General features: G+C 66.1%; 15 protein-coding genes. 9 read left to right on the plus strand and 6 right to left on the minus strand.

Translation table 11 applies throughout. From position 1 onward, the window contains the following. Window positions 1-67: 67 nt before the first annotated feature. Both AC6I65_RS03870 and AC6I65_RS03875 read right to left on the minus strand, forming a co-directional pair. Window positions 68-1,405, minus strand: a complete 1,338-nt coding sequence (locus AC6I65_RS03870) for a PQQ-dependent sugar dehydrogenase (RefSeq protein ID WP_497902753.1) — start codon at window positions 1,403-1,405, stop codon at window positions 68-70. A 132-nt stretch (window positions 1,406-1,537) separates the two neighbouring features. Next, window positions 1,538-2,203 carry an HAD family hydrolase gene (locus AC6I65_RS03875; protein WP_497902754.1) on the minus strand — a complete coding sequence of 222 codons (666 nt, stop codon included), beginning with the start codon at window positions 2,201-2,203 and terminating at the stop codon, window positions 1,538-1,540. 127 nt (window positions 2,204-2,330) lie between these two features. Between AC6I65_RS03875 and AC6I65_RS03880 the strand changes: the two genes are divergently transcribed. After that, window positions 2,331-2,756, plus strand: coding sequence for a DUF5789 family protein (locus AC6I65_RS03880; RefSeq protein WP_497902755.1), 426 nt, complete (start codon window positions 2,331-2,333; stop codon window positions 2,754-2,756). Window positions 2,757-2,904: 148 nt separating this feature from the next. Here AC6I65_RS03880 and AC6I65_RS03885 read toward each other — a convergent pair whose 3' ends face one another. After that, the gene (locus AC6I65_RS03885) at window positions 2,905-3,435 is read right to left on the minus strand and encodes a DUF8050 family protein (RefSeq protein ID WP_497902756.1); all 531 of its coding nucleotides are present in this window, start codon (window positions 3,433-3,435) and stop codon (window positions 2,905-2,907) included. 168 nt (window positions 3,436-3,603) lie between these two features. Here AC6I65_RS03885 and pcp point away from each other — a divergent pair, with 168 nt between their 5' ends. The 3 genes from pcp (at window position 3,604) to AC6I65_RS03900 (ending at window position 6,043) form a co-directional block, all read left to right on the plus strand. Further along, window positions 3,604-4,221, plus strand: coding sequence for a pyroglutamyl-peptidase I (gene pcp, locus AC6I65_RS03890; protein ID WP_497902757.1), 618 nt, complete (start codon window positions 3,604-3,606; stop codon window positions 4,219-4,221). A 217-nt stretch (window positions 4,222-4,438) separates the two neighbouring features. Then, on the plus strand, window positions 4,439-5,611 hold the full coding sequence (gene thrC, locus AC6I65_RS03895) for a threonine synthase (protein WP_497903156.1): 1,173 nt from the start codon (window positions 4,439-4,441) through the stop codon (window positions 5,609-5,611). 138 nt (window positions 5,612-5,749) lie between these two features. Continuing rightward, a complete protein-coding gene (locus AC6I65_RS03900) occupies window positions 5,750-6,043 on the plus strand; it encodes a DUF5808 domain-containing protein (RefSeq protein WP_497902758.1) in 294 nt (97 codons plus the stop codon). A gap of 146 nt (window positions 6,044-6,189) precedes the next feature. Here AC6I65_RS03900 and AC6I65_RS03905 read toward each other — a convergent pair whose 3' ends face one another. Continuing rightward, window positions 6,190-7,011, minus strand: a complete 822-nt coding sequence (locus AC6I65_RS03905) for a lipoate--protein ligase family protein (protein ID WP_497902759.1) — start codon at window positions 7,009-7,011, stop codon at window positions 6,190-6,192. A gap of 160 nt (window positions 7,012-7,171) precedes the next feature. Here AC6I65_RS03905 and AC6I65_RS03910 point away from each other — a divergent pair, with 160 nt between their 5' ends. The 5 genes from AC6I65_RS03910 (at window position 7,172) to AC6I65_RS03930 (ending at window position 14,360) form a co-directional block, all read left to right on the plus strand. Then, on the plus strand, window positions 7,172-8,236 hold the full coding sequence (locus tag AC6I65_RS03910) for a metal ABC transporter substrate-binding protein (RefSeq protein WP_497902760.1): 1,065 nt from the start codon (window positions 7,172-7,174) through the stop codon (window positions 8,234-8,236). A gap of 5 nt (window positions 8,237-8,241) precedes the next feature. After that, complete coding sequence (locus tag AC6I65_RS03915; protein ID WP_497902761.1) at window positions 8,242-9,027, plus strand: metal ABC transporter ATP-binding protein; 786 nt, start codon at window positions 8,242-8,244, stop codon at window positions 9,025-9,027. Beyond that, complete coding sequence (locus tag AC6I65_RS03920) at window positions 9,024-10,061, plus strand: metal ABC transporter permease (protein ID WP_497902762.1); 1,038 nt, start codon at window positions 9,024-9,026, stop codon at window positions 10,059-10,061. The genes AC6I65_RS03915 and AC6I65_RS03920 overlap by 4 nt, the downstream gene beginning before the upstream one ends. Window positions 10,062-10,269: 208 nt before the next feature. Next, window positions 10,270-13,131 carry a PAS domain-containing protein gene (locus AC6I65_RS03925; protein WP_497902763.1) on the plus strand — a complete coding sequence of 954 codons (2,862 nt, stop codon included), beginning with the start codon at window positions 10,270-10,272 and terminating at the stop codon, window positions 13,129-13,131. Window positions 13,132-13,457: 326 nt separating this feature from the next. Beyond that, the gene (locus AC6I65_RS03930; RefSeq protein ID WP_497902764.1) at window positions 13,458-14,360 is read left to right on the plus strand and encodes a serine/threonine-protein kinase RIO2; all 903 of its coding nucleotides are present in this window, start codon (window positions 13,458-13,460) and stop codon (window positions 14,358-14,360) included. Between the two features lie 109 nt (window positions 14,361-14,469). Here AC6I65_RS03930 and AC6I65_RS03935 read toward each other — a convergent pair whose 3' ends face one another. Together AC6I65_RS03935 and AC6I65_RS03940 are read right to left on the minus strand one after the other, a co-directional pair. Then, complete coding sequence (locus tag AC6I65_RS03935; protein ID WP_497902765.1) at window positions 14,470-15,888, minus strand: dihydrolipoyl dehydrogenase family protein; 1,419 nt, start codon at window positions 15,886-15,888, stop codon at window positions 14,470-14,472. A gap of 103 nt (window positions 15,889-15,991) precedes the next feature. Next, window positions 15,992-17,164, minus strand: a complete 1,173-nt coding sequence (locus AC6I65_RS03940; protein ID WP_497902766.1) for a PGF-CTERM sorting domain-containing protein — start codon at window positions 17,162-17,164, stop codon at window positions 15,992-15,994. Window positions 17,165-17,314: the final 150 nt, after the last annotated feature.

A 17,314-nucleotide genomic window follows, 5' to 3' on the forward strand; every position in this document is an offset into this window, starting at 1 on the left:
GTGACGTAGAAACGTGACGGGTGCAGTGAAGCCTACCGTCGTTTCTGGAGGCTCGAGGTTCATACGATCAGGGCGACCCGAGCCGAACGATTCTGTCGTCGCCGTCGATTGGAAACGACCCGGCATCCATGCCGTCGCGGTTCGACGTCGCGAGGAGCACGCTCCCGTCCGGGGCCTGTACGACGTTCCGAATTCGCCCGAATTCGTCTTCGAAGATACGGTGGGCGGTCACCGTGTAGGAGTCGTCTAGCCAGGCTGCGTCGTACCGTGTCGAATCGCCCTTGAGCGGCGGTTGTTCGGCATCGGGCGAGCGGAGCGTGAGGACGGTAACGTTCTGCCCCTGGAGCGTCCCGACGAGTACCCGGTCGCTCCAAGCGGGGATCGCGGTGCCGGTATAACGAATGCACGCGCTGGGCGCCCACGTGTCGTCCGGCCCAGTGTTGACGAGCGGCGGGGCGACATCCTCACGGGCGTCGTAGGACTCGTATTCGGGGTCGTCGGGACCTCCCTGAACGCCCGGCCAGCCGTAGTTCGCGCCGGGTCGGAGGACGGCCACTTCGTCGCGGCCGCCCGGCCCGTGGTCGACGCAAACGGGCGTGTCGTCGGCGAGCCAGGCGATTCCCTGCGGGTTGCGGTGCCCGTAGGAAAATACCCGGGGATCGGCGCCGTCGATGTCGGGATTGTCCGGTGAAGGCTCGCCGTCCGGCGTCAGCCTGAGAACCGTCCCCCCGAGGCTTCCGGGGTCCTGCGCGGGCGTTTTCTCAGCGGTCCCGACCGTGACCCAGAGCGCTCCGTCGGGACCGAACGTAATCTCGCCGCCAATCGTGTGGTCCCCGGCGATGCCTTCGAGGAGCACCTCGTGGGTCGCTTCCGGATCGCTCGCCTCTGCGTCGAACCGCCCGACGCGGTTCGCTCCGCCCACGTTGTAATACAGGTAGACGTACGCGGGATCCGGGTACGATGGATGGACGGCGATTCCCTGGATCGACTCGCCCGGCCACTCCTGTCGCCGCTCGTCGGGAACGTCGCCCGCCCGTATCGGATCGTCGGCCGCCTCGAGCAGCGTCTCCGCGTCCAGGCGCGTCAGTCGTCCCGCGCGTTCGGAGACGAAGACCTCGCCGGTGGGCGTAAACGCGACCTCCCAGGGGACCTCGAGGCCGACGAGCACCGGCGTGGGGTCGACGTCGGCCTCGAGCGGCGATTCGGGTGATTCGTCGCTGGAATCGTTCGAGGGTGTGTTTTCGGCGGATTCGTCTCCATCGCTCTCTCGATCCTCACCTCCATCCTCGTCCGGTTGTAACCCGCCAGCGCTGTCGGGCATCGAACAACCGGCGAGCACGGTGCTAGCGGCCGCAGTTGCGGCGAGCAGACGGCGACGGGAGAGTCGATTCGGCCGGGTAGGCATTTCGTGACCGTTCGTTTTCGAGATAAATAGCTCCGGCGAGGGCGGGGTGAGGGTGTCACAACCTCGAGGATGGGTCCCGAGGTGACCGAGAGCGGACCGCCGGTTTGCACGGCGAACTCCGAACCCGACCGCCTACCGCACGATCTGCGGCATCGCGTCCAGGCCTGCCACGTCGTAGGTTGCGGCTTCCGAAAGCACGACGTCCCGACAGTGATCCCGACGGACGAACGCCGAGTCCATTCCCACCCGGTGGGCGGCGAGCACGTCGCTCTCGCTATCCCCCACGTACAGCGCACGACCGGCCTCGACGTCGAGGTCGGCCAGCGCCCGCTCGAGATAGTGTCCGTTCGGCTTCTGCAACGCCAGGCTCTCGAGGGTCTTCTCCCGACCGTAATACGTCTCGAACAGGTGCTCGAGATCGAAGTACTCGAGGACGAACTCGATCGTAGTGTGGTGGTTGTTGCTGACGATCCCGCAGGGTTGCTCGAGTTGCTCGACCGCCTCAAGGTCGTCGTACGGCCCGCGCGTTCCGTCCCTGAACCGGCGAAACTGGGATCGTTCGTCGTGATCCTCCCAGGCCGTCCAGAACGACTCCGGCCCGAGGTCGTACCGGCGACAGAGTTCCCGGACTCGCTCGGCGGGGACGCCGTCACAGAGTTCGTCGACGACCGCCCGGTCGACGGTCTCGACGCCCATCGCTTCGAATGCGGCGGTCGTCGCCTCCGCCTGGACGTCGTCGGTCGGCGGGCGCACGAGCACGCCGTCGCTGTCGAAGATGACCGCGTCGTAGGCTGTCACTCGCGAACGTGCACGCCAGGATCACGTGATCGTTTCGGTCTTCTGGAGACGCCCGTTTCGGTGCCAAACGGCCTCCCCCGCAGTCGCCAGCCAACCGCTTTTTCCGCCGCTCGTAGTAGTGACGACCATGAGCGACCAGCCACCAGACGCTGACTCGAGTGCGGGTTCTAACCAGCGAGACCCCGACCCCGAACGCGTCCAGGAACGCGCACGAGAGCGCCAGTCGTCCCGAGCCGAATCGACCGAGGACATCCTCGAGACCGTCGAAGCGCGTCTCGGCGACCTCGAGTACCCGGTCTCGAGCGAGGAAATCGCGGCCGAGTACGGAAGTGAACCGATCGACCTGCCCAACGAGACCGAGACGATGGGGAGCGTCTTCGATCGGCTGGCCGGCGAGACCTACGACACGCCCGAGGAGGCACGCGAGGCGATCTTCGGGCAGCTGACCGGCGAGGCGGGCGGACGAACCGAGGCGAACCTGGAGCGCGACCTCGAGTCGCTAGACGAGGCGGAACAGGGGTCGCCGAGTGAGAGCGGGGGCAGCGGTCTCTGATCGAGCGAGTAGCGTCCGTCGTCCACCCCGTCTCGTTCATACCGTCTCGTTCGCCGAAGACCGCGACGACGCTTCCGTTTACCGCCCCCCCGTTTCGAGTCGACGAGCGTCGCGGCTCCAAACCAACCACCGTCTCCGGGCGCGTCGTCTACTCGTCCCCTCTCGGCATCCTCGAGAGCCACAGCCAGCCGGCGACCAGGGGGGCGTGGATCGTCGCGAGCGGGTAGGCGGTTCGATTGGGGTCGACCCCGAACCCGGCGGCCAGGCCGATAGCGGCGACGCCGATGAGTGCGATCAGGCCGGCCGTAACTCGCCGATCGGCGGGAAAGCCGATGGCTCGAGCGCCGGCCCAGCAGAGCGCGAGCGCGTAGGCGAGACTCCCGAGCGGCCAGTAGCGGAGGTACGAGGGCGTTGGCCCCGGTTGGTCGAGAAACGTCGGCAGGAGCGTGACGTGCCCGGTCTCGAGGACGACCGTCCCCCAGGGAAACAGCAGCGTCGTCCCGCTGGTTCGGATCACGACCCAGGGAACGACGCCGAGGGACAGCAGGGCGAGCCAGCGGACGATTCGATGGCGGCGATTCTGGCCACCTGTCCCCGATTCGGGACTCGTGTTGTCGGCCGCCTCGTCCGACTCGTTCACCTCGTCCGACTCGTCGACGGACGCCACGTTATCGGCCACCGCGGCTACCTCGGCCACCCGCGCGTTCAGAATGGCCGTGCACCCGCCGTTTCCCACCGCTGGTGATCGTTCGTCTCAGCACGCTCGAGCGTCCGTGACGCGGCGAAAAAAGCGTGGCGACCGCCTGCGACCGGAGAACTCATCACCGCGTGCCCGAACGAGTGGCGCATGTCGACGATTCTCGTGACGGGCTACGAACCGTTCGGCGAGTTCGAAACGAATCCGGCGAGCCAATTAGCCACAGCGCTCGACGGCACTCGAGTGGCAGGGGCGACCGTCGTCGGGCGCGAACTCCCGGTAGCCTTCGATCGGGCGCGTCCCGCGCTCGTCGAGCACCTCGAGCGCCACGACCCGACGCTAGTCGTCTCGCTCGGCCTGGCCGCCGGTCGACCCGCACTCTCGCTCGAGCGCGTGGGGATCAACCTCCGCGACACCGCGGGGACGCCGGACAACGACAACCGCTCGGTCGTCGACGACCCGGTCGACGTCGAGGGGCCGGACGCGTACTTCTCGACGCTCCCGGTTCGCCAAATGAGGACGGCTATGCGCGAGGCGGGCATTCCGACGACGCTGTCGACGTCGGCGGGCACCCACCTCTGTAACGACATCCTTTACGCGACTCGCCGGTACGTCGAGACGAACGATCTCGAGACTCGGTCGGGATTCGTCCACGTCCCGCTGAGCCACGAGCAGGCGGCCACCCGCGAGGCTACCCAGCCGAGCATGGCGCTCGAGACGATGCGACACGGGCTCGAGGTGGGGTTGAAGACGGCGCTCGAGGAGTGAACCGCACCAGTTGCGGGGCATTTGATATAGCGACCAGGTGTATATCTGCGCCACTTCTTCCGCCTGCTGGTTCACCTCTCGAGGCACTCGTGGACGCTCAGACGGCGAGTCATCCGACGATCGAGGGTGGCGGACGAGGACGACGGGTTCCGATTTCGCCCAATTGCCGATGGTGCCGCCCCGGGAAGTCTTCGTCCTCCGGGCCGAACGGCCGATAATGCCTCCGATGCGCGTCTGCTACGCCTGCGAACGAACGTTCGAGCCCCCTCGAGCCCGGTGTGACTGCGGCGAACCGCTGTGGCGGCCCATCGAGCCGCTCGAGCGCTGGCCCTCGGGCACTGGCTCGAGCGGGCGATCGATCTGGCGATACGACGCGGTGCTTCCGGCGAGCCAGCCAGCGGGCGACCTCGAGGCTGGCGGCGCGTCGATCTGGCGAAGCCGCTCTCTCGAAGGCTACGCAGGGGCGCGCGTATGGCTCGTTGACGAGGGGCGAAACCCGACGGGGAGCTTCAAGGACCGAGGAAGCGCCGTCGGCGTCGCGGCCGCCCTCGAGGCCGGGGTCGTTCGCGTCGGGACCGTCTCTCACGGCAACATGGCGAGAAGCGTAGCGGCGCACGCGGCGGCCGTTGGAATCGACTGCACCGTCCTGGTCCCTGCAGACATCGCCGAGGAGCGGATCCGAGCTATCGCCCGGTTCGACCCGCAAATCGTCCGCGTCCGCGGCGACTACGGCCGACTGTATTACGACGCCCTCGAACTCGGCCGTAGACACGGAATCCAGTTTCTCAACTCCGACGTTCCCCTCCGGGTCGCGGGCCAGAAGACGCTCGCGTTCGACCTCCTCGAGCGTATCCCGGACCTCGACGCCATCGTCCTCCCGGTCAGCAGCGGCGGCAACGCGAGCGCGGTCTGGAAGGGACTGCTGGAGTTGCGCGCCGGCGGATTGCTCGAGTCACTGCCGCGACTGTACCTGACCCAGGCGGCAGCTTGCGATCCGATCGCCGCGGCGTTCCGGTCGGGTCGAGAGCGCGTCGATCCCGCTGCGGACGTAAAAGCGACCGTCGCGTACTCTATCGCCAACGCCGACCCGCCGAGTGGCACCCGTGCGCTCGCGGCCGTTCGAGACACCGATGGCGCCGTCCTCTCGGTCGACGACGACGCGACCCTCGAGGCCCAGGACCGCCTGGCTCGCGACGCTGGCGTGCGCGTCGAACCCGCCTCGGCGACCACGCTCGCGGGGCTTCGCCGACTGACCGAACGCGGGGAAATCGACACTGACGAGACGGTCGCCTGCGTGCTGACAGGGCGCGGCTACGGCGGCGGGGGCGACGTTCCGACGACGCCCGTCGTCGACCAGGAGGACCTCGAGTCGGTACTCGAGTCCGCGTGACGTACGGTCTCGGGTCGGTGCTTGATCTCGAGTGAGACAGCCGGCGACGGTCCCGAGCAGGTGACGGCGCTACGGGGGGGGGGGCGCCGTAAGAGAGCGTACATAATACTCTTATTACCGGACGGTGTACGCCCGGGTATGGCAGACAAACCGACCTCCGGTGAGATTTTCGGCGTCCCGTACAACTTCGAGCGACCGAGTTTCGGCCGAATGCTCTCGTCGTACTGGCAACCCGGTAAGGGAATGCTCGTCGAGAAGCCATTCGGCGTCGGCTACACGCTCAACCTGGCCAACTGGCGCTCGTGGATCGTCGTCCTCATCGCGGGCGCACTGCTCTGGCAGGAACAGTCGCCGTCGTCGGAGTCGGACTCAGGCTCGGAGTCGGCGATCGATCCTGTCGAAGTGATCGTCGACGACGAGAGCGACGACTGAGCGGTCTCCAGTAGCACTTTTCGACCGTCTTTCGTTCGCCCGAGTCTCGACCTTCGAACCTCGAGTCTCTCTTCCCGTATGTCGAATTGGAATTCGACGACCTCGAGCGCCCGTTCTCTCCTTTCTCTCCCCCGTCGCGCGTCGACTCAGGCCTCGAGTGCTCGGTCGCGAACCCAGCCCTCGGCACCGAACTTCCGCTCGGCGAGGTCGGCCGCGGCCTCGAGTTCCCCGTCCCGCCACTCGCCTTCCTCGGCGTCACACCACTCTCCGAGCGCGCTGGCGAGGCAGTCGACGGCCTCCTCGCGGTCGATTCCCGCCTGCTCGCGGATGCTCGTGACGCGGTCCGTAAACGTCTGCGGCTCGATGTCCGCGGCGAAGACCCCGACGTGCGTTTCGGGCTCGAGGTCGAAACTCAACGAGCCGTGCTGGATGACGACGTCGCGCTGGCGGTACTGGGCGTTGCCGCTGATCTTCTTCGCCTCGGCTTCGCCTGCGGGGGCCACCACGTCGTGAGCCGGGTGGATGTCCCGAAGGTAACACGATGGGCGGTAGATGGCCTCCTGTTTCGCCCCCGCGAAGTCGGCGTCGACGCCCATCCGGGAGAACGCCTCCAGGATGGGTTCACAGAACATGGCATAACAGTCCATCAGGTCACCGGGGACTTCCGCGGCCGGGGCGACGATGGTGTAGGAGATGTCCGCCACGGAATCGTGGTAGATGCCGCCACCGCCGGTCTGGCGTCGGGTGACGCCGATCCCGTGCTCTTCGCAAAAGTCCCAGTCGACGGTGTCGGGTTCTTGCTGGTAGCCCAGCGAGAGCGTGCTCGGCTTCCAGTCGTAGACCCGAACGGTGCGCAGGTCGTCCTCGAGCGCCGTCTGCGCGGCGATTTCCTCGAGGGACATCTGGGTTGCTCCGTCCCTGGGGTCGTCCCTGATCAGGCGCCACTCGCGGTCGGCGAGGTCGGTCATACCCGTGTGCTCGTCGGCCACCGAGAAATGGATTCCGACGTGCGGTCACCGTCGACCGTCGACCATCGACGAATCTTCACATGAGCATCTGATTTAGATCCATCTAAAAATAGAATTCAGTAGTAACTACTTTATAGTTCGTGGGTGCTACGTCACGACAATGAGCGAGCGATCACGGTCGTCTGACGAACACACGATATCCCGCCGCCAGGCACTCGCGAGCGGCGCTGGGATCCTCGTGGCCGGGAGCGCGGGCTGTCTCGCGGGCCTCAGCGGGAGTCCGTCGAGGGGTGAGGACGGGTCGCCGGTCGTCGCGGCGTCGTTTTTCAGCTTCTACGACTTCGGGCGCAAGATAGCCGAGAACACGCCCGTCCAGGTGACGAACCTGATTCCGACCGGCCTCCACGGCCACGGCTGGGAACCGGACGCGAGCATCACGCGTGACATCATCGAGGCGGACGCGTTCGTCCACGTCGGCCCGGAGTTCCAGCCCTGGGCCGATCGGGCGATTCAGACCCTCGAGGACGACGGGGTCGACACGGCGTTGATCAACGCCCGCGAGGGCGTCGAACTGGTCTCGCTGGCAGCCAGCCTGGACCCGGAAGAAGAGGGCGTCGGCGACGGACGAGGCAAAGACCCGCACTTCTGGCTTGACCCACGGCGTGCGAAGCGCTCCGTCGACAACATTGCCGACGGCCTGATCGAGGTCGCCCCCGACCACGAGGAGACACTTCGGGAGAACGCTGAGGCGTACAAGACGGACGTCCTGGACCGGATCGACGCGGACTACGAGCGAATCTTCGAGACGGCTTCGCGGAACGTGGTCCAGCTCGCGGCTCACAACGCGTTCCAGTACGTCGGCGTTCGCTACGGCGTCGAGATGCGCCCGCTGGTCACGAACCTCGCTGCCAGCGGGAACGTGTCACCGAGCGACATCGTGGCAGCGAAAGAGGTCATCGAGGAGAACGACATCGAGTACATCGGTGCCGCGGTCTTCGAGACGCGCAAACCGGCCGAGCAGTTGCTCGCAGAGACGCCCGTCGAGGCCTACTTCCCCGTGACACCGTACGCCGGCGTCTACGAGGAGTGGGTCGATGCGGGCTGGGGGTACGAAGAGATTGCGTACAACATCAACATGCCCACGTTCAGCGTGGTCCTCGGCAACGAATCGCCGGAGAGCGCCGGACCGGACGGCTGGGCCGACGAGTGGCGAAATTTCGAGTGAGACACATGCAAACTACAGCTAATCAGGAGGCGCAGACGAACTCCGCTGACCCGAATACGCCCGTCATCGAACTGTCCGAGGTCGACTTCGGGTACACGTCCACTCCGGTCGTCGAGGACGTCTCGCTTCGTGTCGACCCCGGTGAGTACGTCGCCATTGTGGGCCCGAACGGCTCCGGAAAGTCGACGCTCATGCGACTCGCGCTCGGATTGCTCCGACCGGACCGGGGTGCCGCGCAGCTGTTCGACCAACCCGCCCACCGATTCGACGACGGCGCTCGAGTCGGCTACGTCGCCCAGCGGGCGAGTGCCTCGACGGAGATGCCGATCACGGTTCGCGAGGTCGTGAAGATGGGTCGGTTTCCCCACGTTCGCTTCGGCCGACTCGACGAGGCGGACTGGGCAATCGTCGACCGCGCCCTCGAGACGGTCGGCATGGACGCGTTCGCCGATCGGCGGATCACGAACCTCTCCGGTGGCCAGCGCCAGCGGGCGTTCATCGCGCGGGCGCTCGCGGGCGAGGCGGACCTGCTCGTCCTGGACGAACCGACCGTCGGCGTCGACGCCGAATCGGTCGAGGCGTTCTACGACCTGCTCGAGTCGCTCAACGCTTCGGGGATCACCGTCCTCCTGATCGAACACGATCTGGGCGCAGTGACCGCCCATGCCGACCGGATCGTCTGTCTCAATCGCGAGGTGTACTTCGACGGGACGGCGGAGGCGTTCGTCGAGAGCGACGCGCTCGGCCGGGCGTTCGGGGCGGCAGCGGCCATCGTAGGTGACCGCCGATGAGCCGGTCAATCGTCGGCCTGCTTGGGTCGAGCCCTCACGACCCGCTGCAATCGGGACCCGTCGACGTCGCCCTCGAGCCGCTGTACTGGCTGCTCGAGGCGTGGTACTGGCTCCTGTCCCAGCTGTACTACGCGACCGGGCTCGAGCTGATCCACCCCGAGTACGCGTTCATGCACCGGGCGATCCTGGTGGGGCTCTGCATCGGCGTGATGGCCCCGCTCATCGGCACCTTCCTGGTTCACCGCCAGCTCGCGCTCATCGGCGACGCCCTCGCACACACCGCGTTTGCGGGCGTCGCGGTCGGGCTGTTCATCAATGCGACCCTGTCGTTCTCGGTGTCGCCGTACCTGACGGCGATCGTCGTCGCGGTGATCGCTGCGTTGCTCATCGAACTCATCTCGGAGTACACCGACGCCTACAACGACGTCTCGATGGCGATCGTCCTCTCGACGGGGTTCGCCCTCGGGACGGTGCTCATCAGCCTCAACGCGGGCGGGCTCACCGTCTCGATCGACCAGTACCTCTTCGGGAACCTCTCTACAGTGTCAGCCGAAAACGCGGTCTTGCTGCTGGTGCTGTTCGCCGTCGTCGTCGGCACCGTCGCGCTCACCCGGAATCAACTGCTGTACGTCACCTTCGACGAGGTGGCCGCCGAGGTTGCGGGGATTCCCGTGCGCTGGTACAATCGGGTGATGGTGATGCTCACCGCGCTGGTCGTCGTCGGCGCGATGCAGATCATGGGCGTCATCCTCGTGGCAGCGATGCTGGTCGTCCCCGTCGCTGGCGCCTCGCAGGTCGCACGAAGCTTTTCGCAGGCGTTACTGACGTCGGTCGTCCTCGCCGAACTCGCCGTCGTCGTCGGCATCGGGGTCGCGTACTACGCCGAGGCGACCGCCGGCGGCGTCGTCGTGCTGGTCGCCGTTGCCATCTACGTCGGCTGCGTCGGCCTCGGCAAGCTCTTCGCCGGAACCCACCGCGAGGAGTCGGCGCCGGACGTCGACGCGATCGACGGTGACGGGACTCCCCTCGAGTGACCGATCGACTGTGACGGGACTCCCCTCGAGTGACCGATCGACTGTGACGGGGCTTCCCTCGAGTGACCGATCGACGGCGATGAAACCTCCCTCGAGTGACGGCCCGATCGGCTGGATCTCGAACGCTCCCAGGTGGGTCACCTCGAACGGTTTCGTCCGGTCGCTAGACCACTATACGTTTATACATCTGGCTCTAGGTCTTGGCGTAATGGAATCGCCAGGTTCGGCTCCGAACTGCACTCGAGCGGACGTCCAACGCGTGTTTTCGCGACTCGAGGACCCCTCGACGCCGATTTCGGCCGCCGAGGTCGCCGACGAGCTGGAGTGCTCCCTGGAGTCTGCCCGTCTAACCCTGTCGGAACTCGTCGAACGAGGCACGCTCCGGTCGAAGCGAATCGACGAGTCGACTCGAGTCTGGTGGCGCTCGAGCGACGCTGAGCGTCCCGATAGGCGAACGGATCGAGAGGAGTTCAGTGCCTTCGTCACCGCGGTCGAGGATTACGCCATCTTCATGCTCGACCCCGACGGCACCGTCGTCAGCTGGAACGACGGGGCGGAACGGATCAAGGGCTACGACGAAGCCGACATCGTCGGCGAGCACTTCTCTACGTTCTACACCGACGACGACACTGCCGCCGGCGTTCCCGAGCGAAATCTCGAGCGGGCGACCGCCGCGGGCCGCGTCGAGGACGAGGGCTGGCGCGTTCGCGAGGACGGCTCCCTCTTCTGGGCCAACGTCACCATAACGGCGCTCCACGACGACGAGGGGACGCTTCGCGGATTCACCAAGGTCACTCGCGACATGACCGAGCGTCGGGAATACGAACAGCAACTCCGCCGGGAACGGGACTTCACCGCCCAGGTGCTCGAGACCGTCCCAGTTGGGATCCTCGTGAGCACGCCCGACGGGGACCTCACCCGGGCGAACAGGCGAGTCCTGGACTGGCTCGGTGCCGAGGCGTCGTCGTTCACCGACCACGACCACGACCGCGAGACGTGGGACGTCTACGATGCCGCCGCCGAGCAGATCCCGTTCGAGGACTGGCCGTTGATGCAGGTTGTCGAAACCGGCGAGCCAGTTTTTGGCTACCAGTGCCAGATCGACTCGCCGGCACGCGGTCGGCGGTGGGTCTCGATCAACGCCGCACCGATCGACGACGACGGCGACGACGACGACGGCGACGACGACCGAGTCGTCTTCTCCGTCGAGGACGTCACCGAACAGCACGAACGCGAACAGCAACTCCGTCGCGAGCGCGACCAGACCGAGCAACTCCTGCGGACGGTGCCGATCCCCATCGGCGTCTGGAACGCCGACGGGGAGACGGTGATGACGAACCGGCGGGCCCAGGAAACCCTCGACGTTTCCGAACAGGAATTCCTCGACGATCCCGACGGCGCCGGTCAGTGGAGACTCTACGATCCTGATGGGAACCCGCTCGACTCGACCGAAACGCCGTCCGCGCGCGCTGCAGCGACCGGTGAACCGGTCCGCAACGAAGAAGTCGTCGTCGAAATGCCTGACGGCGATCGCATCCACCTGCACGTGAACGCCGCGCCGGTGCTCGATCCCGATGGGAACGTCGAACGAATCATCGTCGCCGGCGAGGACATCACCGACCTCAAGGATCGAGAACACCAGCTGGAACGACGGAAGTCGGAACTCGAGACCGAACTGAGCGAAATCCTCGGTCGAATCACCGACGCGTTCTACGCGCTCGACGACGAGTGGCGGTTCACGCACGTCAACGAGCGCGCGGAGGAGTTAATCGACTTCGAGGATCGGGGGCTCGTCGGCGAGCACGTCTGGGAGGTCTTCGACTGGGTCGAGAACACGCAACTCCGCGAGGAATACGAGCAGGCGATGGAGACGCAGGAACCGACCTCGTTCGAGTTCCACTACCCCGACCCGCTAGACGCGTGGCTAGACATACACGTCTATCCGTCGGAGACGGGCCTTTCGGTCTACTTCCGGGACGTCACCGAACGGAAAGAGCGCGAGCGCCAGCTCGAGGAGTCCGAACGGCGCTACCGCACGCTCGTCGAACACTTCCCGAACGGCGCCGTCGCGCTCGTCGACGAGCACCTCCGCTACCAGACGATTGGTGGTACGCCTCTCGACGGGGCGGACGTCGCGATCGGGTCTGGATTCGAAGCACCGGTCGAGGACGTCCTCCCCGCGCCGCTCGAGGACGAACTCGTGCCGCGATACGAGGCCGCGCTCGAGGGGGAGTCCAGCTCGTTCGAAATCGAACTCGGCGAGCATGTCTACCAGCTCCAGACGGTCCCAATTCGCGACGAGAGCGGGGGCGTCTTCGCCGCCCTCGGGATGTCCCAGGACATCACCGAGCGCCGAACGTACGAGCGAAAACTCGAGGCCTCGAACGAGCGCCTCGAGCAGTTCGCCTACGCCGCCAGCCACGACCTCCAGGAGCCCCTGCGGATGGTCTCGAGCTATCTTCAGTTGATCGAGCGCCGGTACGGCGAAGCACTCGACGAAGACGGCGAGGAATTCCTGGAATTCGCCGTCGACGGGGCCGAGCGCATGCGCGAGATGATCGACGGACTCCTCGAGTACTCCCGGGTGGAAACCCAGGGGAACGCGTTCGAACCCGTCGATCTCGAGACGGTGCTCTCGGACGCACAGGCCGACCTCCGATTCCCGATCCAGGAGAGCGGGGCCGACGTCACGGCAGAGTCCCTCCCTCGCGTCGAGGGAGATCCGACCCAGTTGCGTCAGGTGTTCCAGAACCTGCTGAGCAACGCGATCGAGTACAGCGGCGACGAACCGCCCCGCGTGCATGTGACTGCCGAGCGAGCCGATGACGTCTGGGAGGTGTCGGTCCGAGACGAGGGAATCGGTATCGATCCCGACGACACCGACCGGATCTTCGAGGTGTTCCAGCGCCTCCACAGTCAGGAGGAACACGCGGGAACGGGCATCGGGCTCGCGCTTTGCCGACGAATTGTCGAGCGTCACGGCGGGACGATCCGGGCCGACTCGGAACCGGGCGTTGGGACGACCTTCACCTTTACGCTCCCGACGGCGGACGACGCCGACCAGGGCTGAACGGACGTCGCCGCTCTCGCGACGAGAGTTCTTCTCTCGCGACGAAACCTCTCTCCCGCAACGGAAGCTCTCTCCCGCGACGAATTCCGGTGATCAGCCGTTCGGTCGAATTTCCGCTCCTACTCGCTGAACCATGGTCTTCTCGGTCCACACCGGCTCTCGAGCGCCGAGATCCGGTGACCAGGGCGCTCCGCCGCGAGCCACTCGACGAGCCATGACCACCGGGCAAAACGGGATTTGATACAGCTACATACAGTTTATCACGTGGCGCCCGGGCCGCTCGAGCGGTTGTGAGCACTTTTACGTCCACGGCGGCTACGGCGCCCATGGTGCGGAACGTCGCCGAGCTGTTGGCAGAACTCGAGTCCGAGGACTTCTATCTCCTCTCGGGGATCGAGCAGGGAATGCGCTTCTCGGAGTGGGTCCAGCGCGAGAAGTTGTCGAACTTCTCGGGACTCACCCCCGAAGAGGTGGACTACCGCCTCGAGCGCTGTCTCAAGCGCGGGCTAGTAGAGAAGAAGACGATCCAGTACGAGGGGTACACCCTCCAGTTCGAGGGCTACGACGCCCTCGCCCTTCGTGCACTCGTCGAGCGAGACACGATTTCGGAGTTCGGCGCCCCGCTGGGCGTCGGCAAGGAGAGCGACGTCTACGAAGTCAAATCTTACAAGCCGCTGGCCCTGAAGTACCACCGGGAGGGCTATACCAACTTCCGGGAGGTCAACCGCGAGCGCGATTACACCTCGGAGAATCAGCACGTGTCTTGGCTCTACACCGCCCGGAAAGCGGCTGAACGCGAGTTCGACGCCCTCGAGACGCTGTATCCCGACGTCTCGGTACCCCAACCGATCGGCCAGAACCGACACGCCATCGTGATGGAGAAGATGCCGGGGGTGGAACTCTCGCGAACCCGGTTCGAGGACGACCAGGTGCTGGGGGTGCTCGAGTTACTCTTGCGAGAACTCTCGCGTGCGTACGAGGAGGGGTACGTCCACGCGGACATGAGCGAGTACAACGTGTTCGTCGCTGAAGAGGGGGTGACGATCTTCGACTGGCCGCAGGCGGTGCCGACCGATCACGAACACGCCCGCGAGTTCCTGGATCGCGACCTCACGAATCTGGTGGGCTACTTCCGGCGGAAATATCCGTCAGTCGTGCCCGGAGACCTCGAGAGCGACGCGATCGCTGCCGAGATCGCCGCCGGTGAGTTCGATTCGTTGTCGGTGTAGGACGTGATACACTCTATGGTGCTATAGGTAATCTTCCCGTCGCTCGAGGAGCCTCGCCGCAACAGATGCTGTGGAGACGCCCCTCGTCCCCCTTCGAGCCGAAAACCGCCTACTCGAGTTCTGCTGCTGCCTCTCGGAACAACCCGTCCAGAATCTCGGGCGTGGTCGGATGGTACGCCCGGTCCGGAACCTCTCGCACGTCGAGGCCCATCTCGACGATTACCTGCATCGTCTTGGCCATCACGTCCGCGTGGAGGTGCAGTCCCTGGTACCCCAGCACGGTCCCGTCACGGGCGCTGACGACCAGCGTCGCGACGCCCTCCGGGTGGTTCTTGGTCTTGAAGACGCCGTCGTCGGACGCCTCCCTCGAGACCACAATCGCGTCCATCGACGAATCCGCGACGGTATCAGGTGTGTGGCCGACGCGGGCCACCGGGTAGGTGCCCAGGCCCGAGAAGATGACGTGGTGGGGGACGTTCGCGTAGGGCTCGAGGTCGTCGCCTCGAGCGTGGCGCAGGACGTTCTCCCCGGCGGCGAACCCCTGTTCCTTGGCGACGTGGAGGATCGGCTCGCGGCCGTTGGCGTCTCCGACGACGAACGTGCGCTCGTTGGCGGCGGCCTGCATCGTCGGCGCGACCCAGCCCTGCTCCGGTTCCAGGGTCGTGTGCTCGAGCCCGAGGCCGTCGACGTTTGGGCGGCGGCCGGTGAAGACGTAGAGCTGATCGGCCTCCAGGACCTCCTCGGTGCCGTCGCGGTCGACCGTGAGTCGGACGCCACCGTCTGCAGTCGATTCGAGGCGCTCCTCGTCGGTGTTCGTCAGAATCTCGACGTCGAACTGCTCCCGGTAGAGGTCGAGGATGGTGTCGCCGTAGGCGTCCTCGAACTCCTCGAGCGGTCGGTTGTCGTGTTCGATCACGGTGAGGTCGACGCCGCTGACCTCGCTGAGATAGGGGGCGAGTTCGAGGCCGATGTAGCCAAAGCCCATCACGATTCCCGAGTCGGGGAACGACGTCGCGTCGAGCACGTCCGCGCTCGAGCAGTAGTCGACGTCCTCGATGCCGGGCGTATCGGGAACGTTGAGCGTCGAGCCAGTCGCGACCACGACGTAGTCGGGTTCGATCGTGCGGTCGCCGACGGCGAGCGTGCGGTCGTCGACGAACCTGGCGCGCTCGTGGAGGAACTCGACGCCGTCGCGGTCGGCGAGATCGTGGACGTGATTCCGTCGATGCTCAGCGAATCCGTGGACGTGCTCGTCCTTCTGGGCGACGATCTCCTCCGGATCGACTGTTGGTGTGCCTTCGAGCCGACCGTCGTGTCGCGCCTGATAGCGGTGCTGGGCGGCCGAGAGGACGTCCTTCGAGGGCATGCAACCCCGGAGAATGCAGAGGCCGCCGCCCGGTTCACCGTCGTCGATCAGCGTCAGTTCGAGGTCGGTTTCCGATTCTCGGGCGCGCTCGAGCAACTCGTCGGCGGCGGCGACGCCCGCACTCCCGTAGGCGCCGACAATCGCGACGTGGAGACTGTCCATATCGGCGAAACGGTGGCTTCCCCAATAGGCGTTGGTGCGGTCGTGCGTAGACGAGTCACTGGCGACAGGAGAAGGCGTTTCGAGAACGAACGTGACGACGAGTCTAGCGTCGAAGCCTGGCTACGACACCCGTCCCGAGGAGTCCGAGCAGCGCGGCGAGAGCCCCGAATCCGGGGAGACCGTCGCTTTCGGCGCTCGAGTCGTCTTCGTCGCTACTGCCCTCGTCGGCACCCGAGCCGTCGATCGACGCGGTTCGCTCCGAGAAGTGGTTGAACGCGACGAAGACGGTCGCTTTCGTCTCCGCCTCGGCGTGCTGGCTCACCATGTACGCGGATTCCTCGCCGCCGATCGCGCTCTCGAGTTCGGACTGGGAGGACGCCTGGACGGCAGCCTCACCGTCGACGCGAACCTCGAGGTCCTCAAGCGTGCCGACGGTCTCCTCTTCGACCGTCGTCATGACGATCGTTCCCTCCTCGATGGCGCGGTCGACGGTGACGTCGACGCGGCGTTCGCTCTCCTGCTTGGCCTCGAGGGTCAGATCCTCGGCGTAGGTGACCGAGTCGGTGACGGTTTCGTCGTCTCGCTGCTCGACGTAGACCTCGGCGGCGGCCGAGCCGTCGGCGATGAGTTGCTCCTGGGACTTCGTCTCGTCCGTGCGCTCGCCGTCCCCGTAGGACCGGAAGACGAGCGTCGACTCGCCCTCGAGGCTGGCCGTGACGTTGCCCTCCTCGTTGACGGTCACGTCGCCGTCGCCGATCACGAGGAAGACGCCGTTGCGGTCGTCGCCCTCGACGACGACGCGCTCGCCGTCGCCTTCGGCGCTGGCCTGGACGTTCTCGCCGAGTTGGGCTTCGACGACCTGGGCGTCGCCGCCGGCCCGGACGACAAGAATCCCGCGTTCGTTGTCGTGGGCCGACAGCGTCGCGCCGCTCTCGGATTCGATTCGCGTACTCGTCTGGGACTCGGCGCTCACCGAGAGGCCGGCGCCCTCGAGGCTCACGACGGCCCCGAGGTCGATACCGGCGCCTCCGCTGCCGCCGACGCCGGCGTTACTTCGGGAGTCCACGGCGACCGACGAAAAGAGGGTCTCGCCGCCGACGGCGTAGTCCGTCAGGGCGCTCCCCGACGTCTCGAACTCGAGGTGGCTCCCTGTGTACGTTTCGCTCTGGGTGGTCGCGCTCGATCCGGCCGAACTCGCACCGGCCCCGGCCGCGGCGACGAGACTGACGCCGAGCATCGCGGCAAGGAGGACGGCTACGATTGCATTTCGATTCATTTCATCTGATCAGTTCGCCCGCACCATAAAAGGGGTTCTGACAGAGCCGTCCAATCGAACGGGGTCCGAAACCACCCGAGTGCGTCCAGGAGGATAGTTCACGACGCTCGCCCCTCGATTCACGACGCTCACTGGTCTGGGCGGGAGAGT

The organism is Natronosalvus sp. KLKA75 (assembly GCF_059736265.1).

Coding starts and splice junctions, on each gene's coding strand:
- AC6I65_RS03930 (WP_497902764.1), top strand. CDS start 13,458: ATGGTGCGGAACGTCGCCGAGCTGTTGGCAGAACTCGAGTCCGAGGAC.
- AC6I65_RS03920 (WP_497902762.1), top strand. CDS start 9,024: ATGAGCCGGTCAATCGTCGGCCTGCTTGGGTCGAGCCCTCACGACCCG.
- AC6I65_RS03925 (WP_497902763.1), top strand. CDS start 10,270: ATGGAATCGCCAGGTTCGGCTCCGAACTGCACTCGAGCGGACGTCCAA.
- AC6I65_RS03905 (WP_497902759.1), bottom strand. CDS start 7,011: ATGACCGACCTCGCCGACCGCGAGTGGCGCCTGATCAGGGACGACCCC.
- AC6I65_RS03910 (WP_497902760.1), top strand. CDS start 7,172: ATGAGCGAGCGATCACGGTCGTCTGACGAACACACGATATCCCGCCGC.
- AC6I65_RS03900 (WP_497902758.1), top strand. CDS start 5,750: ATGGCAGACAAACCGACCTCCGGTGAGATTTTCGGCGTCCCGTACAAC.
- AC6I65_RS03880 (WP_497902755.1), top strand. CDS start 2,331: ATGAGCGACCAGCCACCAGACGCTGACTCGAGTGCGGGTTCTAACCAG.
- AC6I65_RS03870 (WP_497902753.1), bottom strand. CDS start 1,405: ATGCCTACCCGGCCGAATCGACTCTCCCGTCGCCGTCTGCTCGCCGCA.
- AC6I65_RS03915 (WP_497902761.1), top strand. CDS start 8,242: ATGCAAACTACAGCTAATCAGGAGGCGCAGACGAACTCCGCTGACCCG.
- pcp (WP_497902757.1), top strand. CDS start 3,604: ATGTCGACGATTCTCGTGACGGGCTACGAACCGTTCGGCGAGTTCGAA.
- AC6I65_RS03935 (WP_497902765.1), bottom strand. CDS start 15,888: ATGGACAGTCTCCACGTCGCGATTGTCGGCGCCTACGGGAGTGCGGGC.
- AC6I65_RS03940 (WP_497902766.1), bottom strand. CDS start 17,164: ATGAATCGAAATGCAATCGTAGCCGTCCTCCTTGCCGCGATGCTCGGC.
- thrC (WP_497903156.1), top strand. CDS start 4,439: ATGCCTCCGATGCGCGTCTGCTACGCCTGCGAACGAACGTTCGAGCCC.